A 23,641-nucleotide genomic window follows, 5' to 3' on the forward strand; every position below is an offset into this window, starting at 1 on the left:
CCCCCCCCCCCCCCGGCGTGTTGCTCCGTCCTCTGGCGTAGCGCGCATCCACGAAGCCGCTAAAAATAGCCTGCCCCGCAACTCATCAGAACTGCGGGGCAGGCTATTTCTATCTATCACAAGGCAGAGACAGCAGGGCTAGTGCTTCTGCTTGTAGTCAGCCATGAAGTTACCCAGGCGCTCCAGGGCGCTGGTGAGGGTCTGTGTATCGGGCAGGAACACCAGGCGGAAGTGATCCGGGTCCTTCCAGTTGAACGCGCGGCCGTGGCTGAAGAGAATCTTCTGGCTCTTGAGCAGATCCAGGGCGAACTGTTCATCGTCGGTAATGTCGAAGCGCTCAACATCAATCTTCGGGAACAGATAGAGCGCACCGTCCGCGCTGGTGCAGCTGATGCCGTCAATCTCATTGAGCATCTTGTGCGCCAGGGTGCGCTGCTCGTACAGGCGGCCGCCGGGAACAATCAGCTCGTTAATGGACTGGTAGCCGCCGAGCGCGGTCTGGATGGCGTGCTGTGCCGGAACGTTGGCGCACAGGCGCATGGAGGCGAGCAGGTGAATGCCTTCCAGGTAGCTGGAAGCGTCCTTCTTCGGGCCGGTGATAGCGACCCAACCCGCACGGTAACCGCAGACGCGGTATGCCTTGGACAGGCCGGAGAAGGTCAGGCAGAGCACGTCGTCGCCGGTGAGGGTCGCCATGTTGATGGCCTCTGCGCCATCGTAGGTAATCTTTTCGTAAATCTCATCAGAGAACACGACCAGACCGTGTTCGCGTGCCACATCCACAATCTGCTTAAGCACGGAACGCGGGTAGACGGCACCGGTGGGGTTGTTCGGGTTAATAACCACGATGCCCTTGGTGCGCTCGGTAATCTTCGACTTAATGTCTTCGATGTCCGGGTACCAGTTGTTTTCCTCATCGCAGAGGTAGTGCACGGGCTTGCCGCCGACCAGCGCGGTGGCTGCGGTCCACAGCGGGTAGTCGGGCATGGGGACCAGGATTTCGTCGCCGGTCTCGCACAGTGCCTGCAGGGTCATCGGGATCAGCTCAGACACACCGTTACCCAAGTAGATAGATTCGGTGTCGAGGTTCATGATGCCGCGGTTCTGGTAGTGGTGCACAATGGCGGTACGTGCCGAGTAGAGGCCGCGGGAGTCAGAGTAGCCCTGAGTTTCGGGCAGGTGACGAATGATATCCATCATGATGGCATCCGGCGCCTCAAAGCCGAAGGGTGCGGGGTTACCAATGTTCAGCTTGAGGATGCGGTGGCCCATCGCCTCCATGCGATTGGCTTCATCCAGAATGGGGCCGCGGATGTCGTACAGGACGTTGCTCAACTTTGAGGACTGACGGTACTTCGTCATGATGATTTACTTTCTAGGGTGATCCAAAATGAATTGTGCTGCGTCATCATCTGCGATGGGGTTGGAACCGCTAGTCAGACGCAACAGGAACGAGAGGTTACCCGTGTCTAATGTAGATGATACGCGGTTAATTGCCGTCCGGGCGCTATCTGGCAGGGTACGACGGATAATGGGCACCAGCTGCTGCTGCAAAAGTGCCGTTGAGGGGTCTTCCAGGGTGACCAGGCGGTTATCGTCAATTGCCGAGTCGCAGCTGTGCAGCAGGGTCACCTGCACGGTGTCTGCGGTGAGGGCGTTGACGCGCTCGGCGGGGTCGTCCTGAATCTTCGGGTCGTGCACGCGGTAGCGGTAGAGGCTACGCAGGGAATCCACGCCGTAGGTGCCACTGGAGTACCCGGTCGGAATGGAGAACGCCAGAGAAGACTGCACCTCACGCAGGTGCGCGAGGGAGTTGAGCTTGTGGCGGGCACTCACGGCGCGGGTGGTAACCAGTACATCCTTGTTGGTGGCGTGGGCGCCGTTGAGGAGCATGAGCTCTTCGGGCAGAATGCGCGAGATGGCGTTGGTCATGTCGGTGGTGCTCATGGCACGCAGGTTGATGGGGTCTGCGGAGCGGGTGGAGCTTGCGGTGGGGCTCGCGGTTGCGTCCGTAGCATGCGCGGAGGCGGTGCTCTCCTCCGCGGTGGGGGTAGCTGCCGGGGGCAGGGTCACGCCTGCGGCTTGAGCGGAGGCGCTCACGGAGGCGGCGATGCGTTCGTTCTGCGCGGCGGCGGGGCTGATTTTGCCGTCGTCGGTCAGGTAGAGCAGCAGGTCGCCGCTGTAGTCGATGACCAGGTCCAACGCCTCGACGGCGGCGGTGCTACCGGTTTCCTCATCATCGGGCAGGGTGGCTGAGCTAGCCGAAGGAACCATGAGCCCGCGCAGGGCGGTAGCGCGGCTGTTCTCGGTGTCAACAAGTTCAACGGAGTAGCCAACCTGTCGCAGGGCGCGCGCGTACACGTGCGCCACGGCGCGCATCTCACGCAGGGCACCGTAGCCGATGCGCAGAGTACCGTAGCTGGATGCGGAAGGGTCCACCTGCGGGGTTGCGTCATTATTCCCGCAGGCGGCGAGCAGCGGCATGAGCGCCAGGGAGGTGAGCGCCGCACGGCGGGTGAGGGTCAGTCGGTTCATTAGGGAAGCTTCCGTGCGTTTTCGTCGGCAAGAAATTCGCGGTATTCGCGTGCCCAGCTGGCGGCATTGGAGTAGCCCATCATGGAGGCTACCTCGTCGATGAGGGTGCCGTAGCGGATGGTGTCTAGCTCAGCGATGGGTACCCAGCGTGCTGTGTCGGAGGAGCCGTTGATTTCGTGGCGCAGTTCGCCGGTGACAATGTGGGCACGGAAAACCACCCGCAGGGCGCAGAAGGGTAGCGCTTGCGGGTCTTTCTGGGTGGAACGCACGGGAAAGTGCCCGGCGTGCACGCCCAGAATGTCTTCAATGGCGACGCTGTAGCCGGTCTCTTCGAGGGTTTCCCTCAGCGCGGTTTCGTCGGCCTGTTCGCCGGGTTCCATGCCGCCTCCGGGCAGGGACCAGAGGGGGCTGAGTGCGCGGTCTTCAGGCACCCAGCGGGTCATGAGCAGCTTGCCCTGCTCAATAATCACTGCGTAGGCTGCGGGTCGGGTTTCCATTGCTAATGCCATGGTTTGATTTTACCGTCTATCGTTCGTTAGCGTTTCTTGCCGCGGCGTGCACTGGCGGCTTTGGCGGACTGTCGAGCGTGCTGGCGCGCGTTACCGTTTTTCTTGGCGTTGGCGCGCTTTTTATCGCGTGCTTCGCGGCGGGCGTTGGCGGCTCGCGCCTTCGCTTTTTCCTTTGCTTTTTCTGCGGCGATGCGTTCGGCGCGTGCCTGTCGGGTTTCGCTACCGCGCTCGCTGGTTGCGGTGCGGCCACGCACAATACCGATGAAGTCCTGCAGGAGCGCCTCGAGCTCTTCGCTGCGCGGCTCACCCTTGGGGGCACGCGGCCAGACCAGGTGCACCGGGTAGAGGTCCAGGCCCGCAACGGGGCGGTAGGTGAGGTCCTTGCGGTGATAGAAACGCGCAATGGACATGGGCACAATGTACAGACCCACACCGGCGGCAACCAGCTCGATGGTTTCCTTATCGGTCAGACCTTCAGGCACAATACGACCGGCGCTCTCACGCCATGCGCGGGAGACTTCCTCATAGGCGGGAATATCGGAGGCGGGCTGCAACAGGAACTCTTCAGCAAGCTCCTCCACGGGCACCTCATCAAGCACGGTGAGCACATGGTCCACCGGCAGAATAACCACGGGCAGCTCCTCGTAGAGGCGGATGCTGTGGTACTTCTCGCCGTCGGTGCTTGCCGGTTCGCGGTCGGGGCGCACAATGCTCATGTGCGCGAAGGGGGTCTCGGGTACGTCCTTGCGCTCAATGGGGGCGTGCTCGGTAGCCTCAGCGCTAACCTCGACGGGCGTCTCGGAGACAGCGGCACCCTCTTCTGCGGATCCAGCAGCGGGGTTATCGGCGGGATCAATCAGGCACAGGTCCTGATGCAGGGAGTCCAGGCCGCGCGCCTCACGCACGGGCACCTCCGCCAGCTGCACGCGGTCACCGAAACGCTCATGCCAGCGGTTGAACCACTTACCGGGCATAATCGCCGGCACGTAGCTAACACGCAGCACGGAGCGCTGCAGCACGGGGACGGGCAGAGCCTCCGGAGTCTGGATCATTGCCAGCTGCTCGGGATGCAGGTACACGCGGGTGGGAGCCTCGGCGGGCGCTTCGGTTTCTACCTCATCGGTAGCGTTTTCGGACGCACTCATCTCGGGGTCGATTGCGGTGAGGGCAGGGTCGTTGGCGAGCTGCTCTTCGGGGGTGCCTGCGGTGGAGGATGCGGATGAACTCATCCCTCCACGCTAGCACATCTTGGGCGGGGGTATTGGGGTCAGATGAGTGGCCTCAACCCGGCGAGATAGTGCTCCTATCCCCTGCTGGAGGCAGGACTAGTTCTCGCTGATATTCGCCGTATCATTCTCAACGCTTTCGCGGTTGATGCGGCGTTCACGCAGCTGAGCAACAATCACCATTGCCGTAATAACGATGGCGAGGGCGAGCGGGAACATCCAGGGTTCCAGGCCGAGCGCGGCAAGAATTGCGAAGCCGATGGTGGTGTAAATACACGCCCACATGAAGGTTCCAACCAGCATCGCGGGAACCCAGCGACGCAGAGGCATTTTCGTGAAGCCGGTCGTGATAATGACGGCGGTTTGCAGGCCTACGGTGAGAAAGCAGAGGGGCACAGCAATAACGCCCCACCGGTTAATCAAGCGGCGCGCTTTACGGTAGAGCGGGCTGTCCATGGCTTTGCGGATGCGGTCGAGGCGGGCGCCCCCTTCAGCAGCGAGCGCGCCAAGAGCGTACACGATGCTGGTGCGGACGATACCGACCACCCACATGAAAGCTAGGGCAACCTCAATCGGGAGTGCGTCAAACCATTCTTTCACCCGGCTATTCTCTCATGAGTGGGCGATATTGACCTGATTGAAGGTTTTTTGAGGCTTCTTATTCGACTTTTGGAGGGGTCAGAAAATTTTTTTAAATTTTTTCAGCCGGGGGTTATTGCCCCTTGTCGCCTGCAATGGCGCGGATTTCACTTAGGACAACCTTAGTTTATTGACAGGCTGTCGCTATTTTCAGCTTGTCACCCGCACGGGAATTAGGATATATTTTTATTACCGAATAGGGCAGGCCTTGTGGGAAGGCCTTCCTAATCGGTCTAGAAGACTTTCTTCCTGTGTGTGATGCTAGAAAAGGAACCCCATGGACGGGGTTCCTTTTCTTTTTAACTTCTTCCCAATCATCCCCAGGCATACAAAAACCCCGACAGTGTGAACTGTCGGGGTTTTATGCGTGTCTGGAGCAAAGTCTACTTCTTACCCTGATTCTTGTCCTGGCGGTGCAGTGCACTCAGCGGCTTAGGCAGCTGAACCGGGTTCCAGGTGTTGCTAACCGCCTCAAAGGAGGAGCCGGCACCGGGGTGACGGTTCGTCGAACGAACACCGCCGGTCGCAGTAGCACCGGTCGAAAGAACCGAATCGTTCAGCGAGGCGATATCCAGCGCATCGAATTCGGAATCATCCAGGACATCCGGCAGAGGAATCTCTTCGGGAATCGGCTGAGCGGGAGCCTGAGTAGCAGGTGCCGCAGGTGCCTGACGGACGGGCGAACCGTCACGCAGAGCCTGGCGAGCCACCGGCTGAGCCGACTGAATAGCTGGCTGCTGTGCAGGTGCCTGGGTGGCTGGTGCAGGCTGAGCTGCTACCGGCTTGGCGGGAGCCTGTACGGGTGCCTGAGCGGGCTGTGCGGGCTGAGGCTGGACAGGCTGGCTCGGAGCAACCGGAGCCTGCTCTACCCGCTGAGGCTGTGCCGCAGTACGCGGTGCACCGGAGGAAGTAGCGGAACCGCTCTCCTGATCAAAGAGCACGCTACCGCGGCGAATCGGCTGGAAACGGCTCGGGCGCTGCTGGCGACGCTCCTGACGGTGTGCGACGGGCGCCTCCGCCGCGCGGGCAGAACGGGCAGGTACGGCACGAGAAGAATGAGCAGGTGCCGCAGCAGGCGCTTCCGCACGAGGAGCCGCCTCGGGAGCCTCATCGGAGGACTCCACCGCGATGTGCGCGCGGCTCGGGCGTGCCGCCTCACGGCTCACGTTGCGGACAGTAGTCTCACGGGTTGCGGGGCGAGCCTGATGTGCAGGCTCTTCGACAGCTTCAGCTTCCGGCGCTTCAGTATCCTCTACAGGCTCAGAAGCGTCATCGTAAGCTTTTTCGTCGTCAGACTCTTCATACGCCTCAGCGTTGTTATCCTCGGCATCTTCTGCTTCTGCCTTGGCGTGGCGCTCATCGCGGTTCGCCTTAATCTGGTTGCTAAGAGACTCCAGCAGACCAAAACGGCTTACAGCCCACGCACCACCGGCAAGAATCAGGAAGAGAACAGCCCAACCCCACGCCAGAACACCAAAGAGCGCCAGAAGACCGGTCACCAGGGCAAGCACGCCCAGACCAGCCGCAACCAGCAGGGCGATACCGCTCAGGCTCGAGGTATCAAAGTAGGACAGCGGCGAGGGCTTCGACTCCTCCACCACCGGAATCTCATCGGTGTAGGGAGCAGTCGGGGAAGAATCACGAATCTGCGAAATAGAAGCCGTATCCGGGGCAGGCTGAACAGCATCCTCTACGGCGTGAGAGGAACGGGAAGAAGCCTGTGGAAGAGCAGAAGAGGGTAGGGAGGTACCCGGCGCCACCGCATGATCGGAAGACTGGTACGCCTCCGACTCATTCAGTAGCACGCCGGCGGAGGCGAGAATATCCTCCGCGGTACGCTCGGCACTAATCAGGGGACGCTCGGGCTCCACGGAGGGACCAGCGGGCGCGCGACGCAGGCTCCTGGGCACAAACCACAGCAGCAAAATCACGGTCAGAATTACCAACACACCCGAGGTGTTCAACAGCGTCATATCAGGTCGCCCTCTATCGTCCCTTTATCCCTAGACTTTAATCATACCCTTATATTCCCAATGCTTTCCATAAGAGGCAAGAATCGGGCTGGATATGCACATATACCCCAGAAGGAATATGCACACGAGGATGCCCAGCACCCTCACTCCAGAAGTACCACTGAGCCCTCACCCAGCAGTACCCTGCACACAAACTAGATACGTGCGAAACGAGGAAGGCGCCCTCCCTCGGGGCTAACGCCCCACCGGAAAGAACGCCTTCCTCAGCGTGGTTGGTATTTATCGGTTGCCCTCATCAGAGAGCGGGTGCAGAGTGCTTAGCAGTTCTCTGCGACAAAATCCTTCAGCCATGCGCGCAGGTCGTCACCGAACTCGGGACGCTCAGCAGCAAGAATAACGTTTGCCTTCAGGTAAGACAGCTTGTCACCGGTGTCGAAACGGCGGCCGGAGAAGACCACGCCGTAGACGCCTTCGCCTTCGCCCTCACCCTGAGCCAGGGTCTGCAGAGCGTCAGTCAGCTGAATCTCGCCGCCGCGGCCCGGAGCGGTGTTCTCCAGAACCTCGAAGACCTTCGGGCTCAGAACGTAACGGCCGATCACAGCGTAGTTCGAGGGAGCCTCATCAGCAGCGGGCTTCTCAACCAGACCGGTGATCTTCACGAAACCGTCTTCGCCCTCAACAGCCTCAATAGCAGCTGCACCGTAAGCGGAAATAGCCTCGCGGGGGACCTCCATCAGAGCAACGACGGAACCGCCGGTGCGCTCCTGGACCTCCACCATGCGGGAGAGCAGGTCTTCCTTCTCATCAATCAGGTCATCACCGAGCAGAACAGCGAATGCCTCATCGCCAACGTGGCGCTTTGCGCGCAGAACAGCGTGGCCCAGGCCCTTGGGGTCGCCCTGACGCACGTAGTGCAGGTCGCCGCCCATCTCATTGGTAGCTACCACAGAAGCGAGCAGAGCGTCCTTACCCTGCTCAGCGAGCTGCTGCTCCAGAACGGGAACGCGGTCGAAGTGATCCTCGAGAGCGCGCTTGTTACGGCCGGTAATCATCAGAACGTCATTCAGACCGGCACGGATTGCTTCCTCCACCACGTACTGAATCGCGGGGCGATCAACGACGGGGAGCATTTCCTTGGGGGTTGCCTTCGTGGCGGGCAGGAATCGGGTGCCCAGACCAGCAGCAGGAATAACTGCCTTAGTAACAGACTTAATTTCAGTAGCCATGCCACAAGAATACCCTAAGTTGTAAAGTACTTAAGCTGATTTATCGACACTATGACGTGAAAAAATCTTCAACGTGACTAACTACATATCGGTGAAGGTACATTCTTCGGGTTGTAGAGAAAATACGTTCCTCGAAACCCAATGCTATTTTCTGCAATCCCTATACTAAAAAGTAGATTCTATAGCCCAGCAGAGTAGGTTGCTTTTTGCCGCCCATAAGGATGTTTTCACCCCACCTCGGAACGCCTCTCAACGCGGAGGCACCACGACTCAAACCAGCCAAACTAGGCCATAGAGCCACTCTCCTCCACCCCGCATAAGACCTCACCCGCAAAGACGATGGGACACACCATGCCTCTCAATACCGCAGCCGCCACCAGCAACTCCGAAACCGGTGCCAGCGCAGACGATATCTCCCTGGATAAAGACATTCTCCGCTCCCAAATCCGCCCGCGCCGCCTCACCGCACGCAGCCACCGCGGCGAACACGACCAGCAGCAGATAGCTGACCTTTTCACCCACCACATTCTTGAAGCGGTCGCGCAGCGCCTCCACTCCCCCGGCACCATTGCGGCATACCTGCCCACCAAGTCCGAACCGCCCATCATCGAAGCACTAACCCGCCTGCACAAGGACGGACACCGCATCCTCGTGCCCGTCGTGCGTCCCGGCCGCAAACTCGCCTGGGTGCACTGGGATCCCGCCGTCGAGCACCCGCTCAGCCCCATGGGAATCCCCGAACCCGAAGGCGAAGAACAGGACGAGCGAGCCTTCGTGAACGCCGATGTGCGCCTCGTCCCCGCTCTCGCCTTTGATGCTGACGGGCACCGCCTCGGTCAAGGAGGCGGCTACTATGACCGCATTATCCCCCTGCTCAGCGCACAGCAGCTGAAGGAGCAGAGCATCGGCGTGGTCTTTGCCGATGAAATTTATGAAGCTATTCCCTACGACCAGTGGGACGCTATTCTGCCAGTCATCCTCACCGAAGAAGGCGTTTTCCGCACCTCTCAGCAGTCACCGATGTAGCCGGTTGACCAGCACCGCCCACCTCCTGATTGACACCCCAAATCTTCATGCAAAAGCTCAAAGATATGCAGGAACACACGACCAAAATCGCTCAGGAAAAAGGCAAAAAGAAACCAGAAATAGCTTTTTGAGAAGAAACCGCAAATAGCCCAGAGCGTTTCAAAAGCGGTACACTCAAACCACTGTTATTAAACCCGCTCAACGAAAAATCGATACAGAAGGACAATATGCCGGTCTACGTTTACCAGTGCAAGAATTGCAATCACGTCTTTGAACAGCGCCAGTCCTTTAGCGACGATGCACTGCGCGTCTGCCCGCAGTGCGGCGAAGAAACCCTGCGCAAGCGCTACAACACCGTCGGCGTGACCTTCAAGGGTTCCGGCTTCTACAGCACCGACAAGGGCAACTCCTAAACGGGGTTCCACACCAGCCAAAAGAGGGGCGGGGCAACACAGGTTGCCCCGCCCCTCGGCGTTTAAGAAGCACTCCCGGTACGGATGCGCTACACGATATTGTTACCCCAGTGCGGAGGACGCTGCTGACGCATCCATTCCAGACGCTCGCGCTCCTCCGGGGCCAGCGGCTGCGCAGAAGCAGCCGCCTTCTGAGAACTCGCCTTCTGGGGGTTCTGCTTCTGGGCATCAGCTTTCTTCGGGGAAGCCCCCGCGGCAGAGGAAGTACCCGAAGCCACAACCGGAGGCGTCGTCACGCCCACCAGCAGAGGCTCAGCCCCGCTCACCGAGCCGCCGCCGCTCACACGACGGTGCCCACGGCGCGGCTTCGGCGTTGACGAATAGCTAGCCACGGACCTCAACATCCTCGTCCATATCCAGGTAGTGCAGCACGCGCGCCACCACAGCATCCGGATCGGCGAACACCTCCAGGGTGCCCAGGGTGATGTAGTTCCAGCCCGTGCGGCTCAGACGCTCCGGCAGCAGGCGGGTACGCTCACGCACCGAAGCACGCGCATAATTCGGCTCACCATCGGAGCACGCCACCAGCGGCATAGCCGCCGGAACACTCGGGTTCGAAGAGACCACGGGAGCCACACCCAGCGCGGGAACCGGCTCAGCCGCCAGCTTCTCCGGGGCGTGCGCAATCAGAGCGATATCGCCCTCACCGCGGGTCACACGCACACCGCGAGCCTGCAGACGCGCCACCAAATCGTTCAGCAGCCAGTCGCCCAAATCCGGGGTGTCCGCGTCGTCGACGGCCAAGAACGCGTTACGCGGCAGGGTCTCCGGCACGCGCTGTGCCTTCGCTTCCACCTCTTCACGCGCCTGACGTTCCGCGTGTTCACGCAGCAGGTGGTAGAAATCCACCGCGCCATGATGCAGCTTCTGCGGGTCCAGCTCGGAGGGGTCAATGCACGAGACAATGCGCAGGGCACGGCGTGCACGAGTCAACGCCACCACAAAGCCCTGGCGACCGTGCTCAGCAGACAGCTGACCCAAATCGTAGGACGCCTGACCCAGGCGGGCACGACCCACACCCAGGGAGAAAATCACGGTATCGCGTTCGAGGGTCTCGGCGCGGGTCAGGTCGACCACGCGGAAAGACTCTTCACCAGCGGCGAAGAACGGCCCCAGCTGCGGGTACAAGCTCAAGGCATGACGCACCGACTCAGCCACACGCTGAGCGTGCTTCGGGCTAGCCGTCACAACCGCCAGCGAACGGTCCGGGGTACGGTAGGCGTGCTCCAGTACCAGGTTTGTCACGCGCTCCACCTCAACACCGGGCGAATCCAGGTTCGCGTTATCGCTCACTTTACCGCGAGTATCAATGTACTCAACGGTCAGCGAACCGGCGGGCTGGGCGGAGGCGCGGCTCACCGGAGCCGCATGCAGCTGCGAACCGTAGAACTCACGGTTCAGGTAGTCAAGAATCACCGGGTCCATGCTGCGGTGCAGCATCGCCAGGGTGCGGTTGGGCAGTACGGTAGCGAGCACGTCGAAGGTGCTGTCCAGCTGCTCACCTGCCGGTTCCGGCGCCCCAAAGGTCGGGGCGGACACGATGAACGGCGAGGGGTAACCCGAATGCGGGTCGCCCAGGGCAATCACCTGGTCGGCGCGAGTAATCGCGGGCAGGTTCGCTGCCAGCGGGGTCGACTCGGAGTCCAGCAGCAGCACCGTATCAAAACGCATGGAGGCGGGAACCTTACGCGCCAGGGCGAAGGGGCTCGCAGTCCACAGCGGCAGCAGGGTACGTGCCATCACCGGGGCGTGAGTCAGCAGCTCCTCGAGCACAAACTCGTAGCCGCGCAGCTGGCTCTTCAGGTACGCCGCCTGATCATGCTTAGACTCAATACGCTCAGTCCACACGCGAGCAACCTTCGCCAGCAGACGCGCCGGGGCGCTAGTCATGTGGGCGTAGTCGGCACGGCGGAAACGGGACTCCGTATCGCGCAGACGGTCACCGTCCAGCAGCTTACCTTCGTGATGCTGTAGCAAGAATTCCAGGGCAGACTGCCACCAGGCAAGCTCCAGTTCAGCGGAAATAACCTCGGTCGGAACCTGACGCGCGTACAGGTCATCGAGCAGCTCCGACAGGCCGCGCTCACGCAGTTTCTGGGTCAGGGCGTCACGCTCCGGCAGGGTCATCAGCAGCACGCGGTCCGCCATGAGAGCATCCAGGCGCGCATCCAGAGCATCCAGGTCGGTGCGCACGAAGTCGGTGCCCTCAATGGTATCCGCAAGAACAATACCCAGACCCGCCAGCTCAGACACCAGAGAGTTCAGGGCTGCAGCCAGCTGGTCCAGGTTCTCCGGAATCTGCGGGGTGCGGGGCGCCTCAATGTGGCGAATCCACTCGGCACGCTCAGCCTGAACCACCTTCAGCTGCTCGTGCAGGTCACCGATATTCACGCCGGGCAGGATGTATTCCTTCGCCGCGCGGCGCAGGCGGGAACGCTGCATACTGCTCATCTCGATGCCGTTCTCACGGCGCCACGAACCGGAGGCAGTCGCCGCAATCAGGTCGGTCACCGGGCGGTCGTAGACATCCGCACGGAAACGCTTGAGCGTCTCACGGATACGCATCAGAATCGCCAGCTGCGACTCCCACTCAGCGATGGTGCGGCCGCGGCGCAGACCCAGCATGGCGCTGGTCTGGTTCATCGCCTCACGCAGGTTCAGCAGGGAGGACTTGAGGGTAATGACCAGGGCGTACGCCTCGGCGGCTTCCTCGTCATTGACCAGGCGGGCACGGTACCACGGGGAGGTGCGCGAAGCCGCCGCAAAACCATCAATCTCACCCAGACGCACCAGCTCGGCACGCACCTGCTCACGCTCCAAGAGCGAATCGAGCATAGGGCGGTCAAAACGCACGCGGGTTGCCGGGCCGTCCTCGGAGGCGGTCAGCTCAGCCAGACGCTGCAGCGCCGAGTAGACAGAAATCTGCCAGTTGGCGTCCTTGTTCAGCAGGGCACGAGTGTGGTCGAGCAGCGCGGCACGGGTCGCCACAAGCTCTTCGTTCAGGTCCTCGGAGTTAGGCTCTTCGGCGCCCTCATTACGCACGATTGCGCGAATGAACTCGGCGCGCTGAGCCTCAGCATCGTGCTCGGCAAGCAGGTCGTAGCGCAGGCTCTCAATACCGGTGCGCTTGAGCAACGCCGAGAATTCAGCGAGGGTGGAGCGCTTCTCGCCCACCACGAGCACGGATTTACCGCGACCCATCAGGGCGGATGCAATATTCACGGCGGTACGCAGCGGCTCGGTGCCGGGCGCCGCAGTGATGGTGAAGGAGAATCCGCTGACCGCGGTGTCGACAATTTCCTGGGCGTTCGCATCCGCGTCCAGCAGGAGCATTTCCTCTGCCGGGTCACGCTGGTCCAGGGGCGGCTGCAGGTTGTGGGCGTTGAGCTCGCGCGGCTTCACGCCGGGCACCTTCAGCGCCGCCAGGTCACGAACCAGCGGGGTGATGGCGGTGTGCGGCAGTTCGCCCAGGCTTTCCTTCAGGTCAGCAAAGGTCGAGATGAAGTACTTCGACTCGATGGTCATGCCCGGAATACGGCCTGCTGAGGCGCGCATACGTTCAATGACCGGCTCGGGGTCTAGGCGGGACATGGAGTTCGCCAGCTGCGCCACGTCCATGGTGCCCAGGTCGATGCCGTACTCCTGCTTGATCTGGCGGACCATCGCCGGGTTCAGGCGTGCGGAACCGGCGAGGCGCAGCTCGAAGTCGTCGTCCTTCGGGTGCGGGGTGATGCTCAGCGGCGCCATGAGAATCGGCGCGATGAAGCGCTTCTCGTAGGCGGCAGCATCCTCGCGGGTGTCGTGCGACAGCCAGGAGGCGGTACCCGCCACGAAGTAGCCGGAGTCCAGGCCGTGGTCGGTGGCGAGTTCGTAAATCTTGGTGCGCAGGGTGCGTGCGGAACGCATGCCCGCCTCCAGCTGCGACTTGTCGCGCAGAATCGTGGAGAGGCGGGTCTTACGTCCGGCGAGCAGCTGTGCCAGGCCGGAGGGGTTCGCCTCGGACAGGTCGATGTGCACGTAGTCGACCTGGTTGAAGTCGAGCATCGCGTCGGGACCGGTGTAGACGTCCATCTGTTCCGCCCAGCGCTCAAGCCCCGCCGAGGGGTCAAAGTCCTCGTGGGCGGGGTTCAGGTGTGCGGGCAGCTCGGCGATGTTGATTTCGTCGGCTACTTCGTGGGTTTCCTCTGCTGAGGTCGCGGCGGCTGCGGCGGGCTGAGCGGTATCAGCCGGGGCGCCGGGTGCGTGTTGCGCGTCGGTAGGCTCGGGAATCTGGTTCACGTCGTGAGTGTCCTTGTGGGTCAGTGCGGTGTACGTTTGCGCGTACACACCGAAGATGGTGGTTCTTCCGGGGTCCTCTGCCCGGTGTGCCTCATGCTGTGTTTCAAGCGGGGCGGGTGTCAGTGCGCGCCTGCGTGCTTAATGCGCCGATGTGCTTAATACGCCGGGTGCTTACTTCGACCACATTGCGATGTTGGCGACGAGCAGCACTACGGTCACCAGTACGTAGAAGACCAGGGCGGGCAGAAGCGCCCAGCGGTACTTGGGCGCCAGCTCGCCTTCCAGGTTGCCGAAGCGCAGGGAGCGGAAGAGGAAGAAGCTCAGAATCGCGCCGGGCAGGTTACCGATGATGACCAACAGAATGGTCAGGTACAGGGCGTAGGCTCGTTCGGTGCGTTCGTTCTCTGCACCCGCGAGCTTGAGGGTGCCGCCCAGCAACAGGCTGAGGCATGCGTTCAGGAATGCCACGGTGAAGAAGGGAATCTTCAGGGCTGCTTGGAAGTCCATCTGGGAGTTCGCTGCACCCAGCACAATCCACAGCAGTAGCAGCGCGGGGATGATCATGAGGTACCAGAACAGGTACTTACGCATCTTCTCGGTGTTTTCGATGAGCGCGAAAATTGCGGTCACTGGGTGTCTCTTTCAGATGGTCTCAGGCGGATTCGGTCGGATTCAGGAGGAGTGAGTGAAGGAGCAGGTGGGCACAGTAATGCCTTATCAGGCGTCGGTTTCATCCCCAGCGTTGAGGGCGTCATCCACCTGGTCCTGTAGGGATTCGCGGCGCTCATTCTCAACGTGTTCAATGTAACGGCGCACGATGTAGTCCAGCAGCACCGACAGCGCAACAAAAGAGTAGTAGGGCTTACGCTGGGTGCTGATCTGGGTGGGGGTCGTCTGGTAGTGCAGGGAGTACTCGGCGTGCGAGGACATGTAGTTCACACCAATGGCGGTCACCGCAATCATGGGGATGCGGCGTAGCGCCAGCATCTTAATGTGTTCGCGCATGTTCTCGGTCTGACCGGAGAAGGACACAATGATGACCACGTCGTCCTGGGTCATATTGTTCATGGCGCTTTCGAACTCATTACGTGCCGGGATGACCTGGCAGAACTTACCGCAGACCTGCATGGACTTGGTAAATTCCTGCACAGCATTGCGCTGAGCGTAGCCGGTACCGAAGCAGTACACAGTGCGAGCCTCATGGATGCGCTTGAGCAGTCCGCTCAGCTCCATGTGCTCGAGGTAGTCATAGGTGCGCTGAATGTCTTCGCGGCCGCTCTCAATGAACCGCGGGTTGAAGGGTTCGCTGCGGTTCAGAGAGGACTTAATGAAGTACTTCAACTCAGCAAATCCGGAGAAGTTCAGCTTCTTCGTCAGGCGGATAATTGAGCTGGTCGAAGTATAAGTTTTATGTGCCAAAGAGTTGATCGTTGACTCCGCAACGAACTCTTCATTTTCTAGCATGAATGCCAAAATTTCCCGTTCAGTTTCACTGAATCGGTGCTGGTTCGCATTCACGACGTCTTGTAAATCCACTCAAAGCTCCTGAATCCGATGGTGAGCAATATATAAATAGTACACGCTCTAGGGTCATCGGCCAGGGTGGGCGAGGTTGGTCGTCTCTCACTTTGGGTGGGTGCCTCGTGCAGATTTGAGTCCGGGTGCGAGCCTGGATACAGCTTCGCCGGCGGCATCGGTGTTATCCGATACCGCCGGCGAAGTCTATACCTTATGAGGCGTTATGCCGTCAGACGGTTGAAAGCTGATTCCTCTTAGGAGAGGGTCTTAGCTTCGTTCACCATGGTCTCGAAACGCTCGCGAACCTGGGGAACGTCCATGCCGACGATGACCTGGAATGCCTTGCCCTTGCGGACGAGGCCCAGAGCACCTGCATTCTTGAAGTCTGCATCCGAGGGGCTGACGAGGGACTCATCAGCAACGGAGACACGCAGGCGGGTTGCGCAGTTGTTCACGGTGGTGATGTTCTCTGCGCCACCGAGCAGTTCGAGGAAGCCAGCTGCACGGGGTGCGTAGAGGTCGCCGTCAGCGGACTCAGCAGCTGCGCCGCCGTTCTTCTCAGCAGCCTTAGCTGCCTTGTACTCTGCCTTGCTGTAGAGCTTGGTCTCGCCGCCGTCTTCTTCACGACCGGGGGTCTTGAAGTCGAACTTCAGAATCATGAAGCGGAAGATCAGGAAGTACAGGACGGTGAAGCACAGGCCCACACCAATCTGCATGAGGTAGGTGCCGGAGTGGTTTGCCCACAGCGGGATCCAGTTCTGGAACAGGAAGTCGAGCAGACCGCCACCCATGTTACCAACCAGACCCAGCTGGTACATGATTGCTGCCATGGATGCTGCCAGGATTGCGTGAACCAGGAACAGCGGGGGTGCCAGGAACAGGAAGGTGAACTCGAGGGGCTCGGTGATACCGATCAGGATTGCGGTGAGGCTGACGGGAATCAGCAGAGCGAGAACTTCCTTGCGCTTCTCGGGACGAGCAGTGGTGTAGAATGCCGCTGCGATACCGATGGGTGCGAAGACCTTGGAGTTACCGTGCAGTGCGAAGCCGCCGCCGGGGAACAGTTCCTTCAGGGGCTTGTCGCTCTTTGCAAACTCGGTCAGGTGGGTCGGCCAGTCCTTAGTGATACCGTTCGGGGTAACAACGTTACCGAAGACGAACGGGGAGTAGATGAAGTGGTGCAGACCGGTCGGAATCAGGAAGCGCTCGAGGAAGGTGTAAACCCACACGCCGAGTGCGCCGGATGCGATGAAGAAGCCCTGCAGGGAGGAGATGCCGTGCTGAGCGTAGGGCCACAGCCAGGAGAACAGGAAGGCGATGGGCATCATCAGGAAGAAGCATGCGCCGTAGACGAACTGGGAACCCTGGAAGACGCCGAGGAAGTCGGGCAGCTTCTTGTCGAACCAGCGGTTGTGGGCCCACACCACGATTGCGGAGATGATGATGGCACCGAAGATACCGGTGTCCATGGTCTTGATACCGGCGATCATCTTCAGACCGGTACCTGCCGCGCTCTCAGAGATGTCGGTGGTGTAGTCCAGGTCGAAGAAACCGGTGCCGCCCTTGCCCCATACCTTGAGCATGGTGCCGACGAAGTAGTTGAAGGTCAGGTAGACCATTGCAGCTTCCAACACTGCACGTGCGTTAGCGGTCTTTGCCAGTGCAATGGGCAGACCGATCGCGAAGAGCAGTTCCATCTGGTTGAAGACGGTCCACGCACCGGACTCCCATACGGCCCAGAACTGGGACCAGAGGTTGTTCTTATCGGCGGCCAAGCCAATCAGCTGGTCGTTCTGCGCGATAATCGCGATACCGACCGCGAGGCCAGCGAATGCGAAGAGAAGAACGGGTGCCAGCATGGCAGAGCCGAACCTCTGTACTTTTTCCATCATGAGGCTATACGCCCTTTCGGGTTGTCGAGTGAGCGGACGCAGGGGTTGGCGATCATTGCCAGCCTGCGATGGTCACACCGCATCTTTATACCCTCAAACGAAAGTATATGAGACGGGTGCCACATATCCTGCGTGCGCTAAATGCCGAATGTGTTTTAGACAGAAACAATAATGCCAGGTCATACCTGCCCACAGGTACCAAAACTGTGAGTTTTGAAAGAGTTTTTCAGAACCTGAAACATATCCCGGCACTGGTTAAAAATACTTGCTGCAGATGAGACTTTTTCCCTATTACCTAGCGCACAGAATCGATAGCATAAACAGTGCACCCATAGGTCAGAGTGCATAAACACTCGCCACCTCAATGCGCGGTGCACATATCATTCTTCAACCTCACACATACCCCGGACTTAATACATGCGCTTCCTCACCCTCAATACGCACAGCTGGTGCGAAATCCACCAGATTGCCAAGATCCGTACCCTCGCCAAGTTCATCATTGAACAGCAGGTGGACGTCATTGCGTTGCAGGAAGTCAACCAGCTCACTTCCACCCCCGTGGTGAAGGAGCCCCTCAACTACCGCGGCGGCGCGGGCATTCCGGTCCGCGAAGACAACTACGCCCTGCTGCTCGTGCAGGCGCTCAACGAAATGGGTGCCACTTACGAGTGGACCCTCACCGAAACCCACATCGGTTGGGACCGTTACGACGAATGCGTAGCTATCCTCTCGCGCCTGCCGATTCGCGGTATCAAGCCCATCAATATGTCCCCCGGCTACGGCTACCACCAGGTGCAGCGCCGCGCCGCCCAGGCAGCGCTCATCGAGACTGAGACGGGCACCTTCTGGTGCGCCACCACCCACATGTCCTGGTGGGACTTCGACGGCGAACCCCTCTTCGCGCAGGAATACGCACACCTCTCGCAGGAGCTTGCCGAGTGCGCCCGCACCGCCCCGGTACTACTCGGCGGCGATTTCAACTCCGCAGCACACCTGAGCGATGAAGGCTACGCGTTGGTCACCTCCAGCGGCATGATTGACACCCGCTCCCTGGCGGAGCACACCGACGGCGAGAACACCGTCCACCGCGAAATCGCCGGCTGGGAAGGCAGCACGGACGCCAAGCGCATCGACTTCGTCTTCGCCGACCGACTGCTCACGGTCAACTCCCACGCGGTTGTCTTCCGTGACAACTCCCCCGAAGCAATCTCCGACCACAGCGGTCTGCTACTAGAGATTGACCCCTCCAGCTGGGCACCGCAGAGCCTCCTGACGCCCCTCACCACCCAGCACTAAGGTCATCAGACTTTAGCCGCCTATAGGGCGGCCCCGCACAACACTCATCCATACCAAAGGAAGGAAGAACAATGACGACCCAGACCCAGTGGTGGCAGGAACCCGTTGTCTACCAGATTTACCCCCGCTCCTTCAACGACTCCAACGGCGACGGCATCGGTGACCTGCCCGGCATCACCGAGAAGATTCCGTACCTCGCCGACCTGGGTATTCAGGTGCTGTGGCTCTCCCCCATCTACGCGTCCCCGAACGACGATAACGGCTACGACATCTCCGACTACCGCGCCATCATGGCCGAGTTCGGCACCATGGAAGACTTCGATGAGCTGCTCGAAACCGCGCACAAGCACGGCATCAAGCTCATGATGGACCTGGTCGTCAACCACAGCTCCGACGAGCACGAATGGTTCAAGCAGGCACGCTCCTCCAAGGACAACCCCTACCGCGACTACTACATCTGGCGCGACCCCAAGGGCTTCGACGAGGACGACAAGCCGATTCCGCCGAACAACTGGATTTCCTGCTTCAGCCCCTCCGTGTGGGAATGGGACGAGGCGACCGGCCAGTTCTACCTGCACTACTTCTCCGTCAAGCAGCCCGACCTGAACTGGGAGAACCCGAAGGTCCGCGAAGAGGTCTACGACATCATGCGCTTCTGGCTGGACAAGGGCGTGGACGGCTTCCGCATGGACGTCATCAACCTAATTTCTAAGGACCTCTCCTTCCCCGAGGACCCGGCAGTCCTCGCTGGCGGCCTCGACAACTCCCTGGCTGTCGCAGCGAACGGCCCGCGCGTGCACGAATTCCTGCAGGAGATGAACCGCGAGGTCCTGAGCAAGTACCCGGTCATGACCGTGGGCGAAACCCCCTGCGTGACCGTGGACGACGCCGCACTCTACACCGGCTTCGACCGCAACGAGCTGCAGATGGTGTTCCAGTTCGAGCACATGGATGTGGACGCCTCCGAGGGTGGCGTGACCGGCAAGTGGTCCGACCGCCGCTTCAACCTGGTTGACCTCAAGAAGGTCCTCACCCACTGGCAGGAGGGCCTGCACGGCCGCGGCTGGAACTCCCTGTACTGGAACAACCACGACCAGCCGCGCACCGTCTCCCGCTTCGGTAACGACTCCCCCGAGTACCGCACCGTCAGCGCCAAGATGCTCGGCACCGTGCTACACCTGATGCAGGGCACCCCCTACATCTACCAGGGTGAAGAGCTGGGCATGACCAACGTCTTCTTCGACGATGTGAAGGACTACAACGACCTGGAGATTCACGACTCCTGGCGCAAGTACGTTGAAGAGTCGGGCCGCGTCTCCGCTGAGGACATGCTGCGCTACATCAGCGCCTCCGGTCGCGACAATGCCCGCACCCCCATGCAGTGGACCGCTGGCGAAAACGCAGGCTTCACCTCCGGCGCCCCGTGGCTGAAGCTGAACCCGCGCTACACCGAAATCAACGCGGAGGCAGAGCTCGCTGACCAGGATTCGGTGTTCTACCACTACCGCGACCTGATTAGCCTGCGCCGCGAGCACCCGATCATCCTGACCGGCGAGTACCGCCTGCTGGATGAAGAGGATGACCAGGTTTACGCCTACCTGCGCGTGAACTCCGACGAGGACGCCGCCGCAACCGGCGAGCGCGCCCTGCTGGTCGTCGCGAACTTCACCGATGACACCGTTCAGCTGAACTACGCGGGCGGCAACCTGGATTCGGTGGTGCTAACCAACTCGCAGGCGCTCTCCCCGACTGAGCTGAAGGCAATCGAGAACGCCCCGAAGCTGATCAGCTCGAACTACCGCGATGAGAACCGCGAGTTCACCGACGAGGGCACCCTGTTGCGCCCCTACGAGGCGAAGGTTTACCTCTTCGGTAACGCCAAGTAGTCGTACCCCACTCATACTGTGCGAAGGGGGACCAGATACAGACATTCCGGTCCCTCTTTGCCCTATACTTCAATCACAGACAAAATTTGTTCCTCTTTTCGGCTGGATGGCCGGTATAGAAAGGCAATTATGAGCAACTCCGAGGCATACGAGGTTCCCTCCTACGAAGGCCGCCAGTGGTGGAAGGAAGCCGTGGTGTACCAGGTGTACCCCCGCTCCTTCAACGACGCTAACGGCGACGGTATCGGTGATCTGAAGGGCATCACCGAGAAGCTGCCCTACCTGGCTAAGCTGGGCATCAACGTCATCTGGCTCTCCCCCGTGTTCGACTCGCCGAACGTGGACAACGGCTACGACATCTCTGACTACTTCGCGATTATGAGTGACTTCGGCACCATGGAAGACTTCGACGAGATACTTGAAACCGCTCACAAGCACGGCATCAAGATCCTGATGGACCTGGTCGCAAACCACACCTCCGATGAGCACCCCTGGTTCAAGGAGTCCCGCTCCTCCAAGGACAACCCCTACCGCGACTACTACATTTGGAAGGACCCGAAGGGCTTCGACGAGGACGGTAACCCGATTCCTCCGAACAACTGGGCGTCCGAGTTCGGCGGCCCGGCGTGGGAGTGGGACGAGGCGACCGGCCAGTTCTACCTGCACATCTTCTTCAAGGAACAGCCCGACCTGAACTGGGAGAACGAGAAGGTTCGCGAGGACCTGTACTCCATGGTCCGCTGGTGGCTGGACAAGGGCGTTGACGGCTTCCGCCTGGACGCTATCAACATCATCTCCAAGCCCGAGGGCTTCCCGGATGACCCCTCCACCGACTTTGAGAAGCACACTTCCTCGATTCCGTTCGTTATCTCTAACGGCACCATGGTGCACCCGTGGATGAAGGAGCTCACCCGCGAGACCTTCAGCCGCTACGACGTGATGACCGTGGGCGAGACCAGCGCAACCAGCCCCGAGGACGCTAAGCTGTGGGCTGGCTACCACACCGGTGAGCTGAACATGATCTTCCACTTCGATCACATGGGCGTGGATAACGACCCGAACGGCTCCCTGGGCGGCAAGTGGTCCTACGCGCCGTACAAGCTGACCGAGCTCAAGCGCATCCTGAACGACTGGCAGACCACTCTGGAGGGTAACGCCTGGGGTTCGCTGTACTGGAACAACCACGACCAGCCGCGCGTGGTCTCCCGTTTCGGTAACGATTCGGATGAGTTCCGCACCCTGTCCGCTAAGCAGCTGGCGACCACCCTGCACTTCATGCAGGGCACCCCGTACATCTACCAGGGTGAAGAAATCGGCATGACCAACGTGAAGTTCGATTCGATTGAGGATTACCGCGATGGTGACTCGATTCGCTTCTACGAGGACATGCACGTTGACCACAAGCGTCTGAGCCACGAAGAGGCGATGCAGGCTATCTACATCAAGGGCCGCGACAACGCTCGTACCCCGGTTCAGTGGGATGCTTCCGCTAACGGTGGTTTCAGCCCCGAGGGTGTGACCCCGTGGATTGCTGTGAACCCGAACTACCCGGCGATTAACGCTGAGGCTGTTCTGGCTGATGAGGATTCGATCTTCTACCACTACCAGCACCTGGTCAACCTGCGCCGCGGCGAGCTGAAGGACCTGATGGTTTATGCGTCCTTCGCTCCGGTGGATTCGGTTCAGGTTCCGCACAACGAGGACGAGGCCGTGTACGCATACACCCGTACCGGTGGCGCTGACGGTTCCCCGGCGAACGAGTCTCTGCTGGTAATTTCGAACTTCACCGCTGAAGAGCAGGAGCGTGACTTCGCCCTGCTGAACGAGGCTCGTGAGGCTGGCGCTCGTGTTGAGCTGGTGAGCTCCAACTACAAGGACGATGCGGGTTCGACCCTGCGCCCCTACGAGGCGAAGGTGTACCACATCGTACGCTAAGCGCTGTAGCTCGTTGAGTGCTACCGCGTGCCGATAAGGTGAATAGACAGTAGAAGGAGGGTGAGGCTTATGCCCCCGCCCTCCTTTTGCTGTCTTTTTGTTGTCTTCTTGGTGATCCCGGCGTGCTTTCTTGGCTCTGTTTAGCTGGCGAATACGAGCTGCAGAATCGGTACGGCGAGCGCAATCATTCCCACGCTGACGACCGCCCCGGCGGCAATGACGGGGGCCGCGGTTCCTTCGTGCCGGTAGTGGGTTTCTAAGATGACGATGTTCGCGGCTGGCGGCAGGACCGCAAGGATGAAGAGCACCTGCGGATGCGCGAGCAGCTGGTCGAAGTGCACGCCCGCCGTATCGTGTGCCCAGCGGGCAAGCGCCAGCACGCCGACGCTGTAGACGCTCACGAGCCCGGCGCGTAGGAGAGCCCATCCGGCGGCGCGGGTCAGGTCGGCGCGGTGCAGTTTGGCGGCGCCGAGCCACATGCCCAGCACGATCATTCCGATAAAGCTGAAAACCCAGGTGAGCACCCGGTAGAAACCCGCCCCGTGCTGGCTCAGGATGGGCCCGGCGGGCAGGCAGAGCAGTCCCACCACCACGGCGATAACGGGCGGGCTGGTACGCAGACCCCGCAGTACGGTGCGGAGGGTTCCGCCACGGCTCCTAGCGGCTCGTGCATCCGGTGCGTTGCCCTCCCCTACCCCGGCCTCTGTCTTGGAACCACCGCGTAGCAGCGAGGTGCCCAGGATATTGCCCATGATGGAGTTGCCGATATACGCGCCAATGTACACGCGCACGGCTTCCTCGCCCCAGAATCCGGCAACCACAGGGATGCCGAAGAGTCCCGCGTTCAGGTAGACGAAGGCGAGCTTCTGCACGGGGTCGCCGGTGATGCGCCCGGCACAGAGCACGCCGAGGAGCATCAACACCATGGTGGAGGCGGCGACAAAGAACAGTTCGGGACGGCTGGTTGCGACAGTGTAGATGATGACGGCGGGAATGATCCAGCGGGTCAGCAGGGTTGAGGCGTCTTCTTTGAGGCGGGTGCTCCAGCGTTCGGGTAGCAATAGCGCGAGCCCCAGACCTATGCCTAGGTAGATGAGTGGGAGGATAATTCCCATGCTCGTTCCTTTCGCTGTAGCTCTGCTGTTTTTCGCCGCGATGGGGTGTGTCTAATAACCCTACCCTGAACCTTCAGGTTGAGGTTGACTATTTTTTCTCTGTGGTTTTCGGAT

The 23,641-nt window shown here is 60.5% G+C and carries 18 protein-coding genes; 5 read left to right on the forward strand and 13 right to left on the reverse strand.

The features are described 5' to 3' along the window. Window positions 1–138: 138 nt before the first annotated feature. The 7 genes from HMPREF2879_RS03575 to galU form a co-directional block, all read right to left on the reverse strand. Complete coding sequence (locus HMPREF2879_RS03575; RefSeq protein ID WP_005508453.1) at window positions 139–1,362, reverse strand: pyridoxal phosphate-dependent aminotransferase; 1,224 nt, start codon at window positions 1,360–1,362, stop codon at window positions 139–141. A gap of 6 nt (window positions 1,363–1,368) precedes the next feature. After that, on the reverse strand, window positions 1,369–2,535 hold the full coding sequence (locus HMPREF2879_RS03580) for a glycine betaine ABC transporter substrate-binding protein (RefSeq protein WP_070634842.1): 1,167 nt from the start codon (window positions 2,533–2,535) through the stop codon (window positions 1,369–1,371). Then, on the reverse strand, window positions 2,535–3,032 hold the full coding sequence (locus tag HMPREF2879_RS03585) for an NUDIX domain-containing protein (protein ID WP_005505097.1): 498 nt from the start codon (window positions 3,030–3,032) through the stop codon (window positions 2,535–2,537). The genes HMPREF2879_RS03580 and HMPREF2879_RS03585 overlap by 1 nt, the downstream gene beginning before the upstream one ends. A gap of 38 nt (window positions 3,033–3,070) precedes the next feature. Further along, a complete protein-coding gene (locus HMPREF2879_RS03590) occupies window positions 3,071–4,273 on the reverse strand; it encodes a LysR substrate-binding domain-containing protein (RefSeq protein WP_070634843.1) in 1,203 nt (400 codons plus the stop codon). 96 nt (window positions 4,274–4,369) lie between these two features. Next, window positions 4,370–4,870: a DedA family protein gene (locus HMPREF2879_RS03595; RefSeq protein ID WP_070634844.1), complete on the reverse strand. Its 501-nt coding sequence runs from the start codon at window positions 4,868–4,870 to the stop codon at window positions 4,370–4,372. A 422-nt stretch (window positions 4,871–5,292) separates the two neighbouring features. Then, window positions 5,293–6,882, reverse strand: coding sequence for a hypothetical protein (locus HMPREF2879_RS03600; protein WP_070634845.1), 1,590 nt, complete (start codon window positions 6,880–6,882; stop codon window positions 5,293–5,295). Window positions 6,883–7,199: 317 nt separating this feature from the next. After that, window positions 7,200–8,108: a UTP--glucose-1-phosphate uridylyltransferase GalU gene (gene galU, locus HMPREF2879_RS03605; RefSeq protein ID WP_012903104.1), complete on the reverse strand. Its 909-nt coding sequence runs from the start codon at window positions 8,106–8,108 to the stop codon at window positions 7,200–7,202. A gap of 351 nt (window positions 8,109–8,459) precedes the next feature. Here galU and HMPREF2879_RS03610 point away from each other — a divergent pair, with 351 nt between their 5' ends. Both HMPREF2879_RS03610 and HMPREF2879_RS03615 read left to right on the forward strand, forming a co-directional pair. Further along, complete coding sequence (locus tag HMPREF2879_RS03610; protein ID WP_246822899.1) at window positions 8,460–9,134, forward strand: 5-formyltetrahydrofolate cyclo-ligase; 675 nt, start codon at window positions 8,460–8,462, stop codon at window positions 9,132–9,134. 227 nt (window positions 9,135–9,361) lie between these two features. After that, window positions 9,362–9,547, forward strand: coding sequence for an FmdB family zinc ribbon protein (locus tag HMPREF2879_RS03615; protein WP_005505091.1), 186 nt, complete (start codon window positions 9,362–9,364; stop codon window positions 9,545–9,547). An 89-nt stretch (window positions 9,548–9,636) separates the two neighbouring features. On the opposite strand, the gene HMPREF2879_RS03620 is transcribed toward HMPREF2879_RS03615, so the two are convergent. The 5 genes from HMPREF2879_RS03620 to HMPREF2879_RS03640 all read right to left on the reverse strand — a co-directional run bounded on the left by HMPREF2879_RS03620 (window position 9,637) and on the right by HMPREF2879_RS03640 (window position 17,295). Beyond that, a complete protein-coding gene (locus tag HMPREF2879_RS03620; protein ID WP_141747365.1) occupies window positions 9,637–9,939 on the reverse strand; it encodes a hypothetical protein in 303 nt (100 codons plus the stop codon). Next, entirely contained in the window at window positions 9,932–13,933 is a 4,002-nt protein-coding gene (locus tag HMPREF2879_RS03625; protein ID WP_070634847.1) for a DEAD/DEAH box helicase, read from the reverse strand. Before HMPREF2879_RS03625 ends, HMPREF2879_RS03620 begins: the two co-directional genes overlap by 8 nt. Before the next feature lie 123 nt (window positions 13,934–14,056). Beyond that, window positions 14,057–14,515, reverse strand: coding sequence for a hypothetical protein (locus HMPREF2879_RS03630; protein WP_012903100.1), 459 nt, complete (start codon window positions 14,513–14,515; stop codon window positions 14,057–14,059). Between the two features lie 87 nt (window positions 14,516–14,602). Then, window positions 14,603–15,421: a MurR/RpiR family transcriptional regulator gene (locus HMPREF2879_RS03635; protein WP_005505083.1), complete on the reverse strand. Its 819-nt coding sequence runs from the start codon at window positions 15,419–15,421 to the stop codon at window positions 14,603–14,605. Between the two features lie 236 nt (window positions 15,422–15,657). Continuing rightward, on the reverse strand, window positions 15,658–17,295 hold the full coding sequence (locus HMPREF2879_RS03640; protein ID WP_070634848.1) for an alpha-glucoside-specific PTS transporter subunit IIBC: 1,638 nt from the start codon (window positions 17,293–17,295) through the stop codon (window positions 15,658–15,660). Window positions 17,296–17,712: 417 nt separating this feature from the next. On the opposite strand from HMPREF2879_RS03640, the gene HMPREF2879_RS03645 reads away from it, so the two are divergent. The 3 genes from HMPREF2879_RS03645 to HMPREF2879_RS03655 all read left to right on the forward strand — a co-directional run bounded on the left by HMPREF2879_RS03645 (window position 17,713) and on the right by HMPREF2879_RS03655 (window position 22,412). Beyond that, window positions 17,713–18,591 carry an endonuclease/exonuclease/phosphatase family protein gene (locus HMPREF2879_RS03645; RefSeq protein ID WP_070634849.1) on the forward strand — a complete coding sequence of 293 codons (879 nt, stop codon included), beginning with the start codon at window positions 17,713–17,715 and terminating at the stop codon, window positions 18,589–18,591. Between the two features lie 71 nt (window positions 18,592–18,662). Beyond that, window positions 18,663–20,477: a glycoside hydrolase family 13 protein gene (locus HMPREF2879_RS03650; RefSeq protein WP_070634850.1), complete on the forward strand. Its 1,815-nt coding sequence runs from the start codon at window positions 18,663–18,665 to the stop codon at window positions 20,475–20,477. 129 nt (window positions 20,478–20,606) lie between these two features. Continuing rightward, a complete protein-coding gene (locus HMPREF2879_RS03655; protein ID WP_070634851.1) occupies window positions 20,607–22,412 on the forward strand; it encodes a glycoside hydrolase family 13 protein in 1,806 nt (601 codons plus the stop codon). Between the two features lie 140 nt (window positions 22,413–22,552). Here HMPREF2879_RS03655 and HMPREF2879_RS03660 read toward each other — a convergent pair whose 3' ends face one another. Further along, complete coding sequence (locus tag HMPREF2879_RS03660; protein ID WP_049356382.1) at window positions 22,553–23,527, reverse strand: AEC family transporter; 975 nt, start codon at window positions 23,525–23,527, stop codon at window positions 22,553–22,555. Between the last annotated feature and the right edge of the window lie 114 nt (window positions 23,528–23,641).

Source organism: Rothia sp. HMSC069C04 (assembly GCF_001812895.1).
In the GTDB taxonomy this organism is placed as follows: domain Bacteria; phylum Actinomycetota; class Actinomycetes; order Actinomycetales; family Micrococcaceae; genus Rothia.

Coding starts and splice junctions, on each gene's coding strand:
- HMPREF2879_RS03575 (WP_005508453.1), bottom strand. CDS start 1,362: ATGACGAAGTACCGTCAGTCCTCAAAGTTGAGCAACGTCCTGTACGAC.
- HMPREF2879_RS03580 (WP_070634842.1), bottom strand. CDS start 2,535: ATGAACCGACTGACCCTCACCCGCCGTGCGGCGCTCACCTCCCTGGCG.
- HMPREF2879_RS03585 (WP_005505097.1), bottom strand. CDS start 3,032: ATGGAAACCCGACCCGCAGCCTACGCAGTGATTATTGAGCAGGGCAAG.
- HMPREF2879_RS03590 (WP_070634843.1), bottom strand. CDS start 4,273: ATGAGTTCATCCGCATCCTCCACCGCAGGCACCCCCGAAGAGCAGCTC.
- HMPREF2879_RS03600 (WP_070634845.1), bottom strand. CDS start 6,882: ATGACGCTGTTGAACACCTCGGGTGTGTTGGTAATTCTGACCGTGATT.
- galU (WP_012903104.1), bottom strand. CDS start 8,108: ATGGCTACTGAAATTAAGTCTGTTACTAAGGCAGTTATTCCTGCTGCT.
- HMPREF2879_RS03610 (WP_246822899.1), top strand. CDS start 8,460: ATGCCTCTCAATACCGCAGCCGCCACCAGCAACTCCGAAACCGGTGCC.
- HMPREF2879_RS03615 (WP_005505091.1), top strand. CDS start 9,362: ATGCCGGTCTACGTTTACCAGTGCAAGAATTGCAATCACGTCTTTGAA.
- HMPREF2879_RS03640 (WP_070634848.1), bottom strand. CDS start 17,295: ATGATGGAAAAAGTACAGAGGTTCGGCTCTGCCATGCTGGCACCCGTT.
- HMPREF2879_RS03645 (WP_070634849.1), top strand. CDS start 17,713: ATGCGCTTCCTCACCCTCAATACGCACAGCTGGTGCGAAATCCACCAG.
- HMPREF2879_RS03650 (WP_070634850.1), top strand. CDS start 18,663: ATGACGACCCAGACCCAGTGGTGGCAGGAACCCGTTGTCTACCAGATT.
- HMPREF2879_RS03655 (WP_070634851.1), top strand. CDS start 20,607: ATGAGCAACTCCGAGGCATACGAGGTTCCCTCCTACGAAGGCCGCCAG.
- HMPREF2879_RS03660 (WP_049356382.1), bottom strand. CDS start 23,527: ATGGGAATTATCCTCCCACTCATCTACCTAGGCATAGGTCTGGGGCTC.